Source organism: Thioalkalivibrio sp. ALRh, from assembly GCF_000381425.1.
Classification (GTDB): Bacteria; Pseudomonadota; Gammaproteobacteria; order Ectothiorhodospirales; family Ectothiorhodospiraceae; genus Thioalkalivibrio.
In genome coordinates this window covers 556,939-572,683 of the sequence record NZ_KB906519.1, presented here as the reverse complement: position 1 = coordinate 572,683, position 15,745 = coordinate 556,939, and the positions used below count along the sequence as shown (strand labels likewise).

11 protein-coding genes and 4 tRNA genes are annotated in these 15,745 nt (G+C 63.8%); 13 read left to right on the top strand and 2 right to left on the bottom strand.

The genetic code is table 11. The features are described 5' to 3' along the window. Positions 1-41: 41 nt before the first annotated feature. The 10 genes from F791_RS0102740 to F791_RS0102695 all read left to right on the top strand — a co-directional run bounded on the left by F791_RS0102740 (position 42) and on the right by F791_RS0102695 (position 8,473). On the top strand, positions 42-1,313 hold the full coding sequence (locus F791_RS0102740) for a YeeE/YedE family protein (RefSeq protein ID WP_018138788.1): 1,272 nt from the start codon (positions 42-44) through the stop codon (positions 1,311-1,313). A gap of 131 nt (positions 1,314-1,444) precedes the next feature. Beyond that, a tRNA-Lys gene (locus F791_RS0102735) sits at positions 1,445-1,520 on the top strand. A gap of 118 nt (positions 1,521-1,638) precedes the next feature. Further along, positions 1,639-1,725: transfer RNA gene (locus tag F791_RS0102730), tRNA-Leu, on the top strand. Positions 1,726-1,810: 85 nt separating this feature from the next. Further along, positions 1,811-3,118, top strand: a complete 1,308-nt coding sequence (tig, locus tag F791_RS0102725) for a trigger factor (RefSeq protein ID WP_018174653.1) — start codon at positions 1,811-1,813, stop codon at positions 3,116-3,118. After that, positions 3,115-3,789: an ATP-dependent Clp endopeptidase proteolytic subunit ClpP gene (clpP, locus tag F791_RS0102720; RefSeq protein WP_018138786.1), complete on the top strand. Its 675-nt coding sequence runs from the start codon at positions 3,115-3,117 to the stop codon at positions 3,787-3,789. Before tig ends, clpP begins: the two co-directional genes overlap by 4 nt. Before the next feature lie 115 nt (positions 3,790-3,904). After that, on the top strand, positions 3,905-5,182 hold the full coding sequence (clpX, locus tag F791_RS0102715) for an ATP-dependent Clp protease ATP-binding subunit ClpX (RefSeq protein ID WP_018138785.1): 1,278 nt from the start codon (positions 3,905-3,907) through the stop codon (positions 5,180-5,182). 108 nt (positions 5,183-5,290) lie between these two features. Continuing rightward, a complete protein-coding gene (lon, locus tag F791_RS0102710; RefSeq protein WP_019592142.1) occupies positions 5,291-7,756 on the top strand; it encodes an endopeptidase La in 2,466 nt (821 codons plus the stop codon). A gap of 249 nt (positions 7,757-8,005) precedes the next feature. Then, a complete protein-coding gene (locus F791_RS0102705; RefSeq protein WP_012981989.1) occupies positions 8,006-8,278 on the top strand; it encodes an HU family DNA-binding protein in 273 nt (90 codons plus the stop codon). An 11-nt stretch (positions 8,279-8,289) separates the two neighbouring features. Beyond that, a tRNA-Val gene (locus F791_RS0102700) sits at positions 8,290-8,365 on the top strand. A 31-nt stretch (positions 8,366-8,396) separates the two neighbouring features. Beyond that, positions 8,397-8,473, top strand: a tRNA-Asp gene (locus F791_RS0102695). Positions 8,474-8,689: 216 nt separating this feature from the next. Here the strand turns inward: F791_RS0102695 and motB are convergent. Beyond that, positions 8,690-9,667 (bottom strand): flagellar motor protein MotB, encoded by a 978-nt coding sequence (gene motB / locus F791_RS0102690; RefSeq protein ID WP_019592141.1) that lies wholly within the window; start codon positions 9,665-9,667, stop codon positions 8,690-8,692. 19 nt (positions 9,668-9,686) lie between these two features. Next, on the bottom strand, positions 9,687-10,538 hold the full coding sequence (gene motA, locus F791_RS0102685; protein WP_018138782.1) for a flagellar motor stator protein MotA: 852 nt from the start codon (positions 10,536-10,538) through the stop codon (positions 9,687-9,689). A gap of 109 nt (positions 10,539-10,647) precedes the next feature. Between motA and F791_RS0102680 the strand changes: the two genes are divergently transcribed. The 3 genes from F791_RS0102680 (at position 10,648) to mgtE (ending at position 15,742) form a co-directional block, all read left to right on the top strand. Beyond that, the gene (locus F791_RS0102680) at positions 10,648-12,021 is read left to right on the top strand and encodes an HDOD domain-containing protein (protein ID WP_018174655.1); all 1,374 of its coding nucleotides are present in this window, start codon (positions 10,648-10,650) and stop codon (positions 12,019-12,021) included. Positions 12,022-12,177: 156 nt separating this feature from the next. Beyond that, positions 12,178-13,749: a PAS domain-containing methyl-accepting chemotaxis protein gene (locus F791_RS0102675; protein ID WP_019592140.1), complete on the top strand. Its 1,572-nt coding sequence runs from the start codon at positions 12,178-12,180 to the stop codon at positions 13,747-13,749. A gap of 607 nt (positions 13,750-14,356) precedes the next feature. Continuing rightward, positions 14,357-15,742 carry a magnesium transporter gene (mgtE, locus tag F791_RS0102670; RefSeq protein ID WP_018993729.1) on the top strand — a complete coding sequence of 462 codons (1,386 nt, stop codon included), beginning with the start codon at positions 14,357-14,359 and terminating at the stop codon, positions 15,740-15,742. Positions 15,743-15,745 lie beyond the last annotated feature (3 nt).

Sequence of the window (15,745 nt, the reverse complement as noted above, 5' to 3'; positions counted from 1 at the left end):
TGCAGGCGTGCCCGACAACCGATCAGTGAGAGGATACGTTGATGGAATTCTCCAGCTTTTCAACCGCCGCAATGATGTTCCTGGGCGGCACGTTCGTCCTCGCCTTCATCATGGGTGCGGTCGCGAACAAGACCAACTTCTGCACCATGGGAGCCGTCTCCGACTGGGTGAACATGGGTGATACCGGGCGCATGCGCTCCTGGCTGCTGGCGATTGCCGTGGCGATGCTGGGTGTGGCGGCGCTCGAATTCTTCGGGGTGCTGAGCGCCGAGGGTTCCTTCCCTCCCTACCGCGGCGAAAACTTCAACTGGCTCGGGCACGTCCTGGGTGGCTTCCTGTTCGGCATCGGCATGACCTATGCGTCCGGCTGCGGTAACAAGACGCTGGTGCGTGTGGGTGGCGGCAACATCAAGTCGGTGATGGTGATGATCATCATCGGTGTGATCGCCTTCTGGCTGACCAGCCGCGCCACTGTCTTCGGCACCGGCCAGACGCTGTTCCAGCTGCTGTTTGGCTGGATGGACGCGGTGTCCATCCAGATGGAAGGCGGCCAGGATCTTGGCTCCATTATCGCTGGCGAGAACGCCTTGGGCGCCCGCCTGGTGATGGGTCTGGTGATCGGTGTGCTGCTGCTGGCCCTGATCTTCAAGGCCGCGGATTTCCGCAAGAGTTTCGACAACATCCTGGGCGGTCTGGTGATCGGCCTGGTGGTGATCGGGGCCTGGTGGCTGACCAGCAACATCCAGATCGACGACGGCATGGGCGGCGTGTACAGCGCCCAGGAATACATCCAGGAATGGGATTTCGTCGCCGATGACGACGATGGCGAGCGTCCGGCGCTGTCCGGTCCCTGGGCCAACCAGTCGTTTACCTTTATCAACCCGATGGGCCAGAGCGTGGGCTACGTGTCCAGCGGCTTTGACCGCACCATGCTCTACTTCGGTGTGCTGGCGCTGGCCGGCGTGATCCTGGGTTCGTTCTTCTGGGCTCTGGTGTCGCGCAGCTTCCGAATCGAGTGGTTCTCGTCCTTCCGTGACTTCGTGAACCACTTCATCGGCGGCATCCTGATGGGTGTCGGCGGCATCCTGGCGCTGGGTTGCACCATCGGTCAGGCGGTCACCGGGATTTCCACGCTGGCGCTGGGTGGCTTCTTTACCTTTGCGTTCATCGTGTTCGGGTCCGCGCTGACCATGAAGATCCAGTACTACAAGATGGTCTATGAAGACGAGGCGACCTTCGGCAAGGCCCTGGTCACCTCGCTGGTGGACATGAAGCTGCTGCCGGGTGGCATGCGCAAGCTCGAGGCCATCTGATCGCCGGCCGCCGGGGGAGCCTTGCGTTTTCCCCGGCGGGCCGTAAACTACGCGGCGCGGTGATTCAGGTGCTGCCGCGTAATGACAAGGCCGGCGGACCCCTGCGGGGGTGCCATGCGGGCCTCAGACATGGGTCGTTAGCTCAGTTGGTAGAGCAGTTGGCTTTTAACCAATTGGTCGTAGGTTCGAATCCTACACGACCCACCATTATTCCCGGGCGCGTGCGAGCGCGGCCGGCACAAGGGCCCGCCTACGCGGGCTTTTTGTGTTTATGGGGCGCGAACAGGCTAGAATGCGCGCCTTTATCGAACCATTGAATGCACACGCGAAAGTGGCGGAACTGGTAGACGCGCTGGGTTTAGGTCCCAGTGGGGTAAAACCCGTGAGAGTTCGAGTCTCTCCTTTCGCACCAATGTCCCGTGAACGCCCAGGCAGGCAGCCGGCGAGTGCTGCGGTCGGCAGGGATGACCGATTTTTGAACTATTGCGAGGCCCTTCATGCAAGTTTCCGTTGAAGCCACCGGCAACCTGGAACGCAAGATGACCATCCAGGTCCCCCCCGAGCGCGTCGAGACCGAAGTCGACAACCGTCTGAAATCGCTGGCCAAGCGCGTCCGGCTCGACGGCTTTCGCCCGGGCAAGGTCCCGCTGAAGGTCGTGCGCCAGCGTTACGGCGCCGGGGTCTATCAGGAGGTGCTGAGCGAAGTCCTGCAGGAGAGTTACCGCGAGGCCGTGCAGCAGGAAGGGCTGGAGCCTGCGGGGAACCCGAGTATCGAGCCGCAGAGTGTGGAAAGCGGGCAGCCGATCGAGTTCGTTGCGAGCTTTCAGGTCTTTCCCGAGGTCGAGGTGGCCGATTTCTCCGATGCCGAGATCGAACGCCCGGTGGCCGAGATTGGCGACGAGGACATCGATCGCGTGATCGACTCCCTGCGCGAGCAGAACAAGGAATGGGCGGAGGTCAAGCGCAAGGCGAAGAAGGGCGATCGCATCACGCTGGACTTCGTCGGCAGCATCGATGGCGAGGAGTTCGAGGGTGGTAAGGCCGAAGACTTCCAGGTGGAAGTGGGTGCCGGCCGTCTGATCGAAGACTTCGAGAAGCAGCTCAAGGGCGTGAAGACCGGCGAAGAGCCGACCATCGACGTCACCTTCCCCGATGACTACCCGGCCGAGAACCTGAAGGGCAAGACCGCGCAGTTCGCCCTGACCATCAAGAAGGTCGAGGGGCCCAAGCTGCCTGAGGTGGACGAAGAGTTCGCGAAGAAATTCGGCATCGAAGACGGCTCGGTCGAGAAACTTCGCGCCGACGTGCGGTCCAATATGGAGCGCGAGTTGAACCAGGCGCTGAAGGGCAAGGTCAAGAATCAGGTCATGGAGCTGATTATCGAGCGCCATGGGTTCGACCTGCCGGATGCCCTGGTGAAGTCCGAGATCAATCGCCTGCGCGAGGAGGCCGAGAAGCGCTTCGGTGGTGCCCAGCAGACCCAGCCGCTCCCCGACAGTCTGTTCGAGGAGGAGGCCAAGCGCCGCGTGCGCCTGGGTCTGTCCCTGCGCGCCATCATCGACCAGAAGGGGTTCGAGGTGGACGCGGAGCGGGTCGAGCGTGACCTGGAAGACATGGCGGCCACCTACGAGGACCCGGAAGAGGTCAAGCAGTACTACCGCTCCAACCCGCAGGCGAAGAGCAACCTGGAGTCGCTGGTGCTCGAGGACCAGGTGGTCGACTGGATCGTCGATCAGGCCAAGGTCACCGAGAAAAAGACCAGCTTCCAGGACGTCATGAATCCGAATAAGGAGTCGACTGAATGAGCCACGACATGGCCGGTCAGGGGGCGCAGCATGCCCAGGGGCTGAATCTGGTCCCGATGGTGGTCGAGCAGACCGCCCGCGGCGAGCGCGCCTATGACATCTACTCCCGGTTGCTGAAGGACCGGGTCATCTTCTGTGTGGGTCCGGTCGAGGACTACATGGCCAACGTGATCGTGGCCCAGCTGCTGTTCCTCGAATCGGAAAACCCGGACAAGGAGATCAGCCTGTACATCAACTCCCCGGGCGGGGCCGTGACCGCGGGCATGGCGATCTACGACACCATGCAGTTCATCAAGCCCCAGGTGAGCACCCTGTGTGTCGGCCAGGCCGCGAGCATGGGCGCGGTGCTGTTGGCCGGTGGTGCCCCGGGCAAGCGTTACTCCCTGCCGCACTCGCGGGTCATGATCCACCAGCCGCTGGGCGGGTTCCAGGGGCAGGCATCGGATATCGACATCCACGCCCGCGAGATCCTGAAGATCCGCGAGGAGCTCAACCGCGTACTCGCTCACCACACCGGGCAGACCGTGGAGCAGGTGGAGCAGGACACGGATCGTGACCGTTTCATGACCGCAGTGGAGGCCAAGGATTACGGCCTGGTGGACAACGTCCTCTCCAGCCGCGGCGCGCCGGACACCGGCGACAAGGAAGCCGGCAAGAAGGACAAGTCCTGATCGAAGCACGGCCGGGGCGCGCGGGATATACCGGACTCGCGCCCGGTCCGTTTGCAACGTGGCTGCAAACGGGGCATGTTCTGAGAAACCCTGATAGCGCAACCGAGGCATACGGATGAGCGACGACAAGACCCCCTCCGCCGACGGCAAGCTTCTGTACTGCTCTTTCTGCGGGAAGAGTCAGCACGAAGTGCGCAAGCTGATCGCGGGTCCCTCCGTGTTTATCTGCGACGAGTGTGTCGAGCTTTGCAACGACATCATTCGCGAGGAGATGCAGGAGGCGGGGCATACCGAGCGCGATTCGCTGCCCAAGCCGCGCGAGATCCGCGAGATCCTCGACGACTACGTGATCGGGCAGAACTCCGCGAAGAAGATCCTCTCGGTCGCGGTGTACAACCACTACAAGCGCCTCGAGGCCCGAGCCGGCAAGGACGACGTCGAGTTGTCCAAGTCCAACATCATGCTGATCGGCCCGACCGGTTCCGGCAAGACGCTGCTGGCCGAGACGCTGGCGCGGGTGCTCAACGTCCCGTTCACCATCGCCGACGCGACCACGCTGACCGAGGCCGGTTACGTGGGCGAGGACGTCGAGAACATCATCCAGAAGCTGCTGCAGAAGTGCGACTACGATGTGGAGAAGGCCGAAAACGGCATCGTCTACATCGACGAGATCGACAAGGTCTCGCGCAAATCGGACAATCCCTCGATCACCCGCGATGTCTCGGGCGAGGGTGTGCAGCAGGCCCTGCTGAAGCTGATCGAGGGCACCACGGCCTCCGTGCCGCCGCAGGGCGGGCGCAAGCATCCACAGCAGGAGTTCCTGCAGGTCGATACCCGCAACATCCTGTTCATCTGCGGCGGTGCCTTCTCCGGCCTGGAGAAAATCATCCAGCAGCGCGCGGAGAAGGGTGGTATCGGTTTCTCTGCCGAGGTCAGCTCCAAGGACGAGAGCAAGAGCGGCGGCCAGTGGCTGAAACAGCTGGAGGCCGACGACCTGGTGCGCTATGGCCTGATCCCCGAGTTCGTCGGTCGTCTGCCGGTGCAGGCGACGCTGGACGAACTGGACGAGGATGCGCTGATCACCATCCTGACCCAGCCGAAGAACGCGCTGGTCAAGCAATACGCCCGTCTGTTCGATATGGAAGGCGTGGAGCTCGAGTTCCGGGACGATGCCCTGGCCGCGATCGCCCACAAGGCGATGGAGCGCAAGACCGGCGCCCGGGGCCTGCGCACCATCATGGAGAACATCCTGCTCGACACCATGTACGAGCTGCCCTCGATGGAGGGCGTCAGCAAGGTGGTGATCGACGAAGCCGTGATCCGCGGAGACGCCGAGCCCTACCTCATCTACGAGAACGCATCGTTCTCCAAGCAGGCCGCTGCCGATTCCTGAAGCTTCGCGGTCATGCACAGGGGGCGGGCATGGGGCTGGCCCCGGCTTGAAAAACGGTCAGGGCGCCCCCATCTCTCCCGTACATTCGTCAAGCCCTGAGGGGGCCACATGACCGACCAACACTCCTCCCAGAACGAGGTGGATTCCCCCGTGAAGCGCGTCGCGGTCCTGCCGCTGCGCGATGTCGTGGTGTATCCGCACATGGTCATCCCGCTGTTTGTGGGTCGCGAGAAGTCGATCCGCGCGCTGGATTCCGCCATGGCCCAGAACAAGCAGGTCCTGCTGGTGGCGCAGAAGAGCGCCGAGGTGGACGAGCCCGAGGCCGGCGATCTGCACGAGATCGGTACCCTCGGCAACATCCTGCAATTGCTGCGCCTGCCCGATGGCACGATCAAGGTGCTGGTCGAGGGCGCCCAGCGCGCGCGCGTGATGGATGTCTCCACGACCGGCAATGCCGAGAAGGAAGAGGACTACTTCACCGCCGATATCCGCATGATCGAGGAGGAGTACGACACCGAGGAGAAGGAACTCGAGGTCCTCGGCCGCTCCGCGCTCAATCAGTTCGAGCAGTACATCAAGCTGAACAAGAAGGTCCCGCCGGAGATCCTGACCTCGCTGGCCGGGATCGACGACACCTCGCGTCTGGCTGACACCATTGCTGCGCACATGTCGCTGAAGCTCGAGGAGAAGCAGCAGGTCCTCGAGATCGCCAACGTGCGTGCGCGTCTGGAGCACCTGGTCGCCAAGATCGAGGGCGAGATGGACGTGCTGCAGATCGAGAAGAAGATCCGCGGCCGCGTGAAGCAGCAGATGGAGAAGTCCCAGCGCGAGTACTACCTGAATGAGCAGATGAAGGCCATTCAGAAGGAGCTGGGCGATCTCGAGGATGCGCCAAACGAACAGGAAGACCTGGCCGAGAAGATCGAGCAGGCCGGCATGCCGGCGGAGGCCAAGAAGAAGGCCACCGCCGAGCTGAACAAGCTGAAGATGATGTCGCCGATGTCGGCCGAGGCCACCGTCGTGCGCAGCTACATCGACTGGCTGGTCAATGTCCCGTGGAAGAAGAAGACCCGGGTCAGCAAGGACTTGGCCCGTGCCGAGAAGATCCTCAACGAGGACCACTACGGCCTGGAAGAGGTCAAGGAGCGCATCCTTGAATACCTCGCCGTGCAGTCGCGTGTGCGCAAGCTGAAGGGCCCGATCCTCTGCCTGGTCGGTCCCCCGGGGGTCGGCAAGACCTCGCTGGGCCAGTCCATCGCGCGCGCAACCAACCGCAAGTTCTCGCGCATGGCCCTTGGCGGTGTCCGTGACGAAGCCGAGATCCGCGGTCACCGCCGGACCTATATCGGCTCCCTCCCGGGCAAGATTGTCCAGAACCTGTCCAAGGTCGGGGTGCGCAACCCGCTGTTTTTGCTCGACGAGATCGACAAGATGGCGATGGATTTCCGCGGCGATCCGGCCTCGGCGATGCTCGAGGTCCTGGACCCGGAGCAGAACCATACCTTCAGCGACCACTACCTGGAGGTCGATTACGACCTCTCCGACGTGATGTTCGTGGCCACGGCCAATTCGATGAACATCCCCGGTCCGCTGCTGGATCGTATGGAGGTCATCCGCTTGTCCGGCTACACCGAGGACGAGAAGGTCAACATCGCCCATACCTACCTGGTACCGAAGCAGATCAAGACCAACGGCCTGAAGCCGGACGAGATCAATATCTCCGATGCCGCGGTGCGCAACGTCGTGCGCTACTACACCCGCGAGGCGGGTGTGCGCGCCCTGGAGCGCGAGATCGCCAAGATCTGCCGCAAGGTGGTCAAGCAGCGTCTCCTGGCCAAGGGCAAGGAGCGTGACCGCACCACGTCGGTCACCCCGAAGACCCTGGACAAGTACCTGGGTGTGCGGCGCTTCCGCTTCGGCCTGGCCGAGGAGAACGATCAGATCGGCCAGGTGACTGGCCTGGCGTGGACCGAGGTCGGTGGCGAACTGTTGACCATCGAGGCGACGGTCGTCCCGGGCAAGGGCAAGACCCAGCAGACCGGCAAGCTCGGCGACGTGATGCAGGAGTCGATCCATGCGGCCCTGACCGTCGTGCGCTCGCGTGCCGAGTCCCTGGGGGTCGAGGAGAACTTCCACGAGAAGAAAGACCTGCACATCCATGTCCCCGAGGGCGCCACGCCCAAGGACGGCCCCTCGGCCGGTATCGCGATGTGCACGGCCATCGTCTCGGCGCTGACCGGCATCCCGGTACGTGCCGACGTGGCGATGACCGGCGAGATCACCCTGCGGGGTCAGGTGCTGCCGATCGGCGGGCTCAAGGAGAAGCTGCTGGCGGCCCATCGTGGCGGGATCCGCACGGTGCTGATCCCCGAGGAGAACGAAAAGGACCTGGTGGACATCCCGAAGAACATCAAGAACAAGCTCGATATCCGCCCGGTACGCTGGATCGACGAGGTGTTCGAGGTGGCGCTCACGCACCTGCCGGAGGCCAAGGGCGGCGAGACACCGGCCAAGGTCGAGGAGGCTGTGAAGCCGGCCAAGGAATCGGGCCGACGCCGGGTCCGGCACCACTAAGCAACGGATTTGCAATCAAAACCGCGGCTTCGGCCGCGGTTTTTTTGCGCCGTGGCGTACAGTGAACCGCAGGGGTTGTGTAACGCTTGTTTGACACTTTTTCGAGCCCCTTGATATAACCCCAATCGCATTATTTGATTCCCGGCTGGGCAAGCCCGCGACAGGATGGAGAACCCTCCCCGCGCTGGTGTAAGCTTGGCCTTCATCGGGCCGTAAGCCTGAGTCACCACTGAGATAAGGAAGCGCTTCATGAATAAATCCGAACTGATCGACGCGATCGCCGCAGAAGCCGATGTCCCGAAGGCCCAGGCCGGCCGCATGCTGGACGCCATGGTGACCGTGGTGGGCGATACTCTGGCCAAGGGCGACCAGGTCTCCCTAGTGGGCTTTGGCACCTTCCTCGTCCGCGAGCGCGAAGCCCGCACCGGCCGTAACCCGCGTACTGGCCAGTCCATCCAGATCGCTGCCTCCAAAACGCCTTCTTTCAAGGCTGGTAAAGCGCTCAAGGATCGCGTAAACTAGTGCGCTTTATCGGGTGCTTAGCTCAGTTGGTAGAGCGTCGCCCTTACAAGGCGAATGTCGGCGGTTCGAACCCGTCAGCACCCACCATGCAGCCTGACTGGCTGCATGAAGAAAATTTGGAGCGGTAGTTCAGTTGGTTAGAATACCGGCCTGTCACGCCGGGGGTCGCGGGTTCGAGTCCCGTCCGCTCCGCCATATCTGAGAAAGGCGCCTTCGGGCGCCTTTTTCTTTGCCTGTCGTACAGCCCAGGCCGCCCCCCCCCACCCGTTCCCGAGAAGCGACCCTTTGTCTTTTGGTGCACGGGAAAGAGGGGCTGCCGCGGCGCATACGGCCTGGCTTGAGCTCGGTACGCGGTCGGCGCTGGTTGCTGCGAGCGCACCTTGGGGCGCGCGCGAGAGGGAGCCGTAGCGCTCAGGTGTCGCTTGGGCGAGTTTCGTCGATGGGCGCTTGGGGATCGATCGGTGTGCCCGGGCCGTTCTCGCTCTCAGGGGAGGGGGTGGATTCTGGTGCGTAGGTCTCGCCCTCAAGGCTCTTGCGCATCGCTTCTTCGGCCTCCTGGTTGAGCACGATGATGGAGATGCGTCGGTTGATGGCCGCCTCCGGGTCGTCGCGGTTGAACGGTACGCTGTCGGCCAGGCCCACGACCCGCGCGACCTGTCCCGATTCGGCCCCGCCCGCAATCAGCGCACGGCGTGCGGCATTGGCGCGGTCGGTCGAAAGCTCCCAGTTGGAATAGTCCGGACGCAGCAAGGGGCGGGCATCGGTGTGGCCGGTGATCGAGATGCGATTCGGCACCTGGTTGATCAGGCTTGCGAGCTCGCGCAGGATCGCGTCGGCGTGCGGAAGAGGAGTGGAGCTGGCGGTGTCGAACATCGGGCGATTCTCGCGGTCGATGATCTGGATGCGCAGTCCCTCGGGAGTGATATCCAGCAGCAACTGGTCCTTGTAGGGCTCCAGTGCCTGGCTCTGGCCCAGGGCTTCCTCCAAGGCTTCCTGAAGTGCCTCCAGGGCCTCGCGGTCGCGGGCTTCGGCCAGCTCGTCCAACGCCTCTCCATCCAGCCCCTTGGGTGCCTCCATGGCCTCGGGGTCCTGGATCAGCTCGGGCATGCCCTCGAAGTCGATCAGCGATGGATCGACCCCGGTCCCATCGCCCGGTGCCTGGCCGGGCGCGGCGGCCTCGCCGACGAATGCGGAAGGGTTCTGGAAGTACTCGGATATGCCGGCGCGTTGTTCGTCGTCCAGCGCCACGAGCAGCCATAACACCAGGAAGAAACCCATCATCGCGAGGGTGAAGTCGGCAAACGCGATCTTCCACGCGCCACCGTGGTGGCCGCCCTTGACCACCTTCTTTTTGACGATGATCGGCTGGGTCTTGTCCTCGACGCCCATGTGGCTGATCCGGAGGCGGTCAGGCCCCCTTCACGTGCTCCTCGAGCTCGGTAAAGCTCGGGCGCATGGCGCCTTCCATGGTCTTGCGGCCAAACTCGACGGCGACCTGCGGGCTGTAGCCCTGGACATTGGCCAGGATGCAGGCCTTGATGCACTGCAGGAACTTGGCTTCTTCCTGGGCGCGGGTCTCGAGCGCCGTCGAGGTCGGTCCGGCAAAGCCGTAAGCCAGCAGGATCCCGAGGAATGAGCCGACCAGCGCGGCCGCCACGCTCGAGCCAATCTCCTCGATCGAGCCGTCGAGCCTGCCCATGGTCATTACGATCCCCAGCACCGCGGCGACGATCCCGAAGCCGGGCAGGGCCTCCGCAACGCGGTGCACGGCGTGGGCGGGCTTGTGGGATTCCTCGTGATGGGTCTCGAGGTCCAGATCCATCAGGGCATCGAGTTCATGCGGGTTCATGCTGCCGGAGATGATCAGGCGCATGTAATCGGTGATGAACTCCATCGCGTGGTGATCCTGCAGGATCCGCGGGTGGGCCTGAAAGATCTCGCTGTTCTCCGGCTCCTCGATGTCATTCTCCACCCCCATCAGCCCTTCCTTGCGGGCCTTGGTGAAGAGCTTGTACATCAGTGCGAGCAGGTCGAGGTAGTCGTCCGACTTGTACTTGCTACCCTTCATCAGGCTGGGGATGGACTTGAAGACGGTGATGACGACTCGAGGCGGATTGGCGATCAGGAATGCGCCCAGCGCTGCACCCCCGATGATCCAGTATTCGTATGGCTGCCACATGACCCGAAGGTCGCCGCCATGAAAGTAGTACCCCCCGAAGACCGACGAGAATACGACGACGATGCCAAGAAAATACTTCACGAAACGGGAACCCCGAGCTGGTCGATGGGCGAAAGTGACGCCGGTCACGCTTTCGCTGTTGATATAGTGACGGCCATAACGATAACGACTCCCCCGCGCGAGGTACAGCATGGCCAAGGATGAGGGCGCGCCCTATAGCGACCAGGCACGTCGCCTGGCTGGACTCGACTGGCCGATTCTGGAAGCCAGTGCAGTCGCCTTTTCCCAGCCGGACGCGCTGGTGCAGCGCTCCTTGCGGGATTTGGGCCAGTGGGCGGAGCGCGACCCCGGCCTTGCACTGCGTCTGGTCCTGCGGGCGAACGGCTCGCGCCGCGGTATGCGCCAGGAGGTGCATTCGGTGCCCGATGCCATCGCCATGCTCGGTCTGCAGAACGTCTGCGATGAAGTCCGCACGGCCCCGCCGGTTGGTGAGGTCGTGCGTGAACCGCAGCGATATCGGCAGGTGGCGGCCCAGTCGCGGCTGGCGGCGATGATCGCGGCCGACGTGGCCCAGCGTCGACGCGACTCCGAGCCGGCGGAAGTCGGTCTGGCCGCCCTGCTGAATCAGCTGGGCCTGCTCGGTCTCCTGGTGGCTGGTGAGCCACGCCTGGGCCGCCTGCTTGCCATGCTGGAGCTCAACGCCCTTCCCGACGAGGCCAGCTATACCGCGCTGGGCTACGCGACCGACGACCTGTCGCGTGCGATGACCGAGGCGATGGAGCTGCCCGAACTGGTCGTGGGGACTCAGCGCGCGGTCAACGCCGCGCATCCGCGCGCCTTTGAGGTCATGGTCGCCAGTGCGGTGGCCTGGCAGATCATGCGCGGGATGGACACGGTGCGGGGCGATCGCGATCTGCGCCTGTTGGCCGGCCTGACCGGAGTCAACGAGAAGGTCGTCGCGGACCGGCTGTCGGAGATCATCGATCGCTTCAATGAAGACGTCGACCTGTATCACATCGAGCCCCTGAATCCCGCGACACCCGGGTCGGTCTGGCTCGGCGCGCGCCACCGCACGCGCCTCGCGCTTTGCCCACGTGCGGATGTGCTGGAGGAGGGGCTGGCGCGACTACAACAGGACACCAACCGCGTGTCGCGGCTGCGGCGCATATTGCGCGTGATGCAGTTCGGGCTGGGACTGAACCGGGTGGTGTTCGCCCGGCTTGCGCGTGATGGCGAATCACTGCGAGCCGAGCACATGGTCGGGACCCTGCACGAGCCGGAATTTAGTCACTTCGTGATCCATCGTTCGGCCCTGGGCCCGTTGGAGGCCGTGCTGGAGGATGACATGCCGACCTGGTGGGGGCGCCACTACCCGGGCGTGGCGCTGCCGGAGGCGGTCCAGGCCCTGACAGGAGGGGTCGATGCCTTTTATGCGCCGGTGCGGGACCAGGGGCAGGTGGTCGGTCTGGTGTATGCCGATCGCCGCAGTCGCCAGCATGCCCTCGATGACCGCGCGTTCAAGGGTTTTTGCCGCGTGGTGCAGGCAGCCTCGAGCGCCGGTTAGTCTTTTCTCGCACACGATCAATTGGCCCGTGCCTCAAGCTACGACGGCCCTGGCCGTTATATCGGGTGGTGCATATATGGTCGCGCATGAAGGCGAGGCCATGTGTCTGCCACTTCGGCTCCACCCCGACACTGCAACAACAGGACATCGTCCCTTATGCGCAAGAACCTTCCCGTTACTCAGACCGAGTATTCCCTCGAGGCCCACGGAGACCTGATCTCGGCCACCGACGAGAAGGGCCGGATTCGCTATGCCAATGACGATTTCGTGACGGTCAGCGGTTTCGGCTGTGAGGAGCTGGAGCATTCGCCGCACAACATCGTGCGCCACCCGGACATGCCGGAGGCCGCCTACGTGAACATGTGGGAGACCCTGAAGGCGGATCACCCGTGGATGGGTATCGTCAAGAACCGGCGCAAGGACGGTGACCACTACTGGGTGGATGCCTTTGTAACACCCGCCTACGAGCATGGTCGCAAGACCGGTTACGAGTCGGTGCGGGCCATCCCGGAGCGCGAGCATGTCGCCCGCGCGGAGCAGGTTTATGCCGCGCTCAACCGGGGCCGGAGTTTTGCGCGGCGCTGGTATCACGGCCTCACCTGGCGTCTTGCGGGGACGTGGATCGCGGGCTTTCTGCTGGCGCTGGCCGCTGTGTCCCTGGCACCCCCGCCACTGGTCCTGGCCGGCCTGCTGGCGCTGGTCTTCGTCGCCGGTGGGGTGGTGTCGCTGGCGTTGACCTCGGGTATCCGGCAGGCGGTTAACCGCGCCCGCGAACAGTTCGACAACCCCGTGATGGAGGCGATCTATACCGGGCGTCGCGACGACAGCGCGTCGCTGGAGCTAATCCAGCATTTCAACGAGGCGAAGCTGCGCACGGTGCTGGGCCGTATCGAGGACAAGGCCGATGCGGTGGCCGGTGACGCGCAGGCGATGGCCAGCAGCGTCGATCAGACGGCCTCGGGCGTGGAGCGCCAGCAAAACGAGATCGACCAGGTCGCCACTGCGATGAACGAGATGAGCTCGACTATCCAGGAGATGGCCGGCAATTCCGCGCGCGCGGCCGAGGCCGCGAACCACGCCGAGAAGGAGACCGGGGCCGGGCAGGAGGTCGTGAACGATACGGTTGCCGTGATCAACCGCATGGCAGCCGAGGTCGAATCCACTGCCGAGAAGCTGGGCAAACTGGAGGCGAGCACCGAGGAGATCGACAAGATCCTGGGCGTGATCCGCGAGATTGCCGAACAGACCAACCTGCTGGCGCTGAACGCCGCGATCGAGGCCGCGCGCGCGGGCGAGCACGGCCGTGGCTTTGCGGTGGTGGCCGACGAGGTGCGCTCATTGTCGCAGCGCACCGACGAGTCCACGGTGACCATCCGCAACATGATCGAGAGCCTGCAAAACGGTGCGCGCGAGGCGATGTCCGCCATGCGCGCCAGCCAGGAACAGGCGGCCGACGGGGTTGAAAAGGCCCGTGCGGCGGGGGATTCGTTGACTACCATCCGCGAGGCCGTCGCCCAGATCACCGAGATGAACACCCAGATCGCCACGGCGGTCGAGGAACAAAGCGCGGTCTCCGAGGAGATCAACCGCAACGTGACCTCCATCCGCGATGTCGCCAGCGAAACCGGTTCGGTCTCCGCACATGCGCGCGACGCCAGCGCGCGCATGCTGGCCGAGGCCGCCGAACTCAAGGCGCTGATCCAGCGTTTTGAACAAAAGGCCGTATAAGAATTTTATTTTCGGGGTTGCGAAAGTGAATGGTCGTCACTACAATCGCGCCCATCTTGAGTAGCAGAGGTCTGTCAATGGACTGTTGTCGATGGATGCATGAGCGTCGGGCCGGTAGCCGGTACGAGCATGCATATCGTTGCCAGCGGGGTCCCGCCACCCGGTAGTGCGGTGGTGTCCCCCGGTGTCAGCGATATGCGTGACTCCGGGGGGTGGCAGAAAGCCTTTCCCCTTGCGCCCCTCGCGGGTGCCCCCCAGCCCCTCAGCCCGTATTGCGCCCGCCCTTGCGCGTGGCGCGCTGCCCCATGCCATTCGATGATATTCCGCCTCTGCCCGGATTCCGGGCCGATGCGCACGTTGCCGTGCGCGTAACGGATTGGACTGTATCCATGAATAACCAGCAGGAGGCCGCCATGCCAGCGCCTGAAGACGACGACCCCGGTTCTAGACCCGGAACATCACTGCGGGGCAGTGATAAAAGTAAAAGTGTGTTCGTCTCGCTGATGGGGGTTTTGTAAAAGACCGCCACCTGCGGTCACGGGATTCTTTTGTCTTTTGTAATGCCCCGCGTGCGTTTTTTTATTTTTTAAGCACAAGGAGTATTGCAATGAACGACAAGATTCTGGAAATGATTCATGCCGGTGACGTGGGTGCTGCCCGCGACGAGGTGATCCATCCGGTCCCGGCCATCACCGCCAACCGCCTGTCGGAACTGGACCCGCGTTCCCGCTGGGTGATCCTCGAGGGTGTGGACACCAATGAGCGTCGCGCCATCTTCCTGGCGATGGACGACGAAGAACAGGCGATCCTGTTCGAGCATATGCCCGAGCCGGAGGCCCGCGAACTAGTGCAGGCCCTGCCGGCCTACACCCTGGCGCGGTCTCTGACGCTGGTGGGCAAGTCCCTGGCGGACGATCTCCTGGATGCCCTGCCCGGGGCCAAGCGCGACAAGGTGCGCGCCCTGTGGCGTCAGGACGAAGACACCGTGGCCCGTGTGATGCGTCGCCCGGTGTTCTGGGTGACCCCGGAAGAGACCGTCGGCGAGGTCACTGCCCGCCTGCGCGACGATCGCAATATGCCGGACGATGTCGGGGCCGCACTGCTGATTACCGATCGCGACCACCACTACAAGGGGCTGGTGCGCCTGGGCCGGATGTTCCGCGCGGAGTCCGGCCAGACGGTTGGGGATCTGACCGAACTGGAGGACTTCTGCACCACGCCCGACGGCGACAAGGTCGAGGCCGCCCGCCTGCTGCAGCGCACGGATCTGCCGTATCTGCCGGTGGTGGATGCCGACGGCGTGCTGGTGGGGGTGCTGCGCATCGATGACGCGATGGACGTGCTCGAGGAAGACACCTCGGAGGACTTCTACAAGAAGGCCGGGATCGGCGACCTGCTGCACCAGAAGGATGTCGTGCGCTCGGAGAAGCTGACCTCCGGCGGGATCGGCTATGCGGTCAAGGTGCGCATGGCCTTCCTGATGGTGACGCTGGCGGGTGGTCTGGCCGTGGGCGGGGTGATCGACTTCTTCGAGGACACGCTGGCGGCGGTGGTCGCCCTGGCCATCTTCATCCCGCTGGTGATGGACATGGGCGGCAACGTCGGCACGCAGTCGACCACGATCTTCGCCCGCGGGCTCGCCCTGGGGCATATCAACCTGGGCCGCTTCTTCCGCGCGCACCTGGTCCGAGAGGGGGGCGTAGGCCTGGCCATGGGGGTTGTGATGGCCGTCATCGCCGGTACCATCGCCCACTTCTGGCAGGGTGCGCCGAACGGCATCCCGGAGCTGGGCATCGTGGTTGGCGTGGCGCTGTTCGTCTCGGTATTCACCGCCTCGATCCTGGGCTTCCTGCTGCCCTGGGTACTGCTGAAGATCGGTGTGGACCATGCGCCGGGCGCGGATCCGTTCATCACCACCATCAAGGACTTCACCGGTCTGGCCGTGTACTTCGGCATGGCTGCCTGGCTGCTGAGTGCGCACATGCCGGCCTGAATG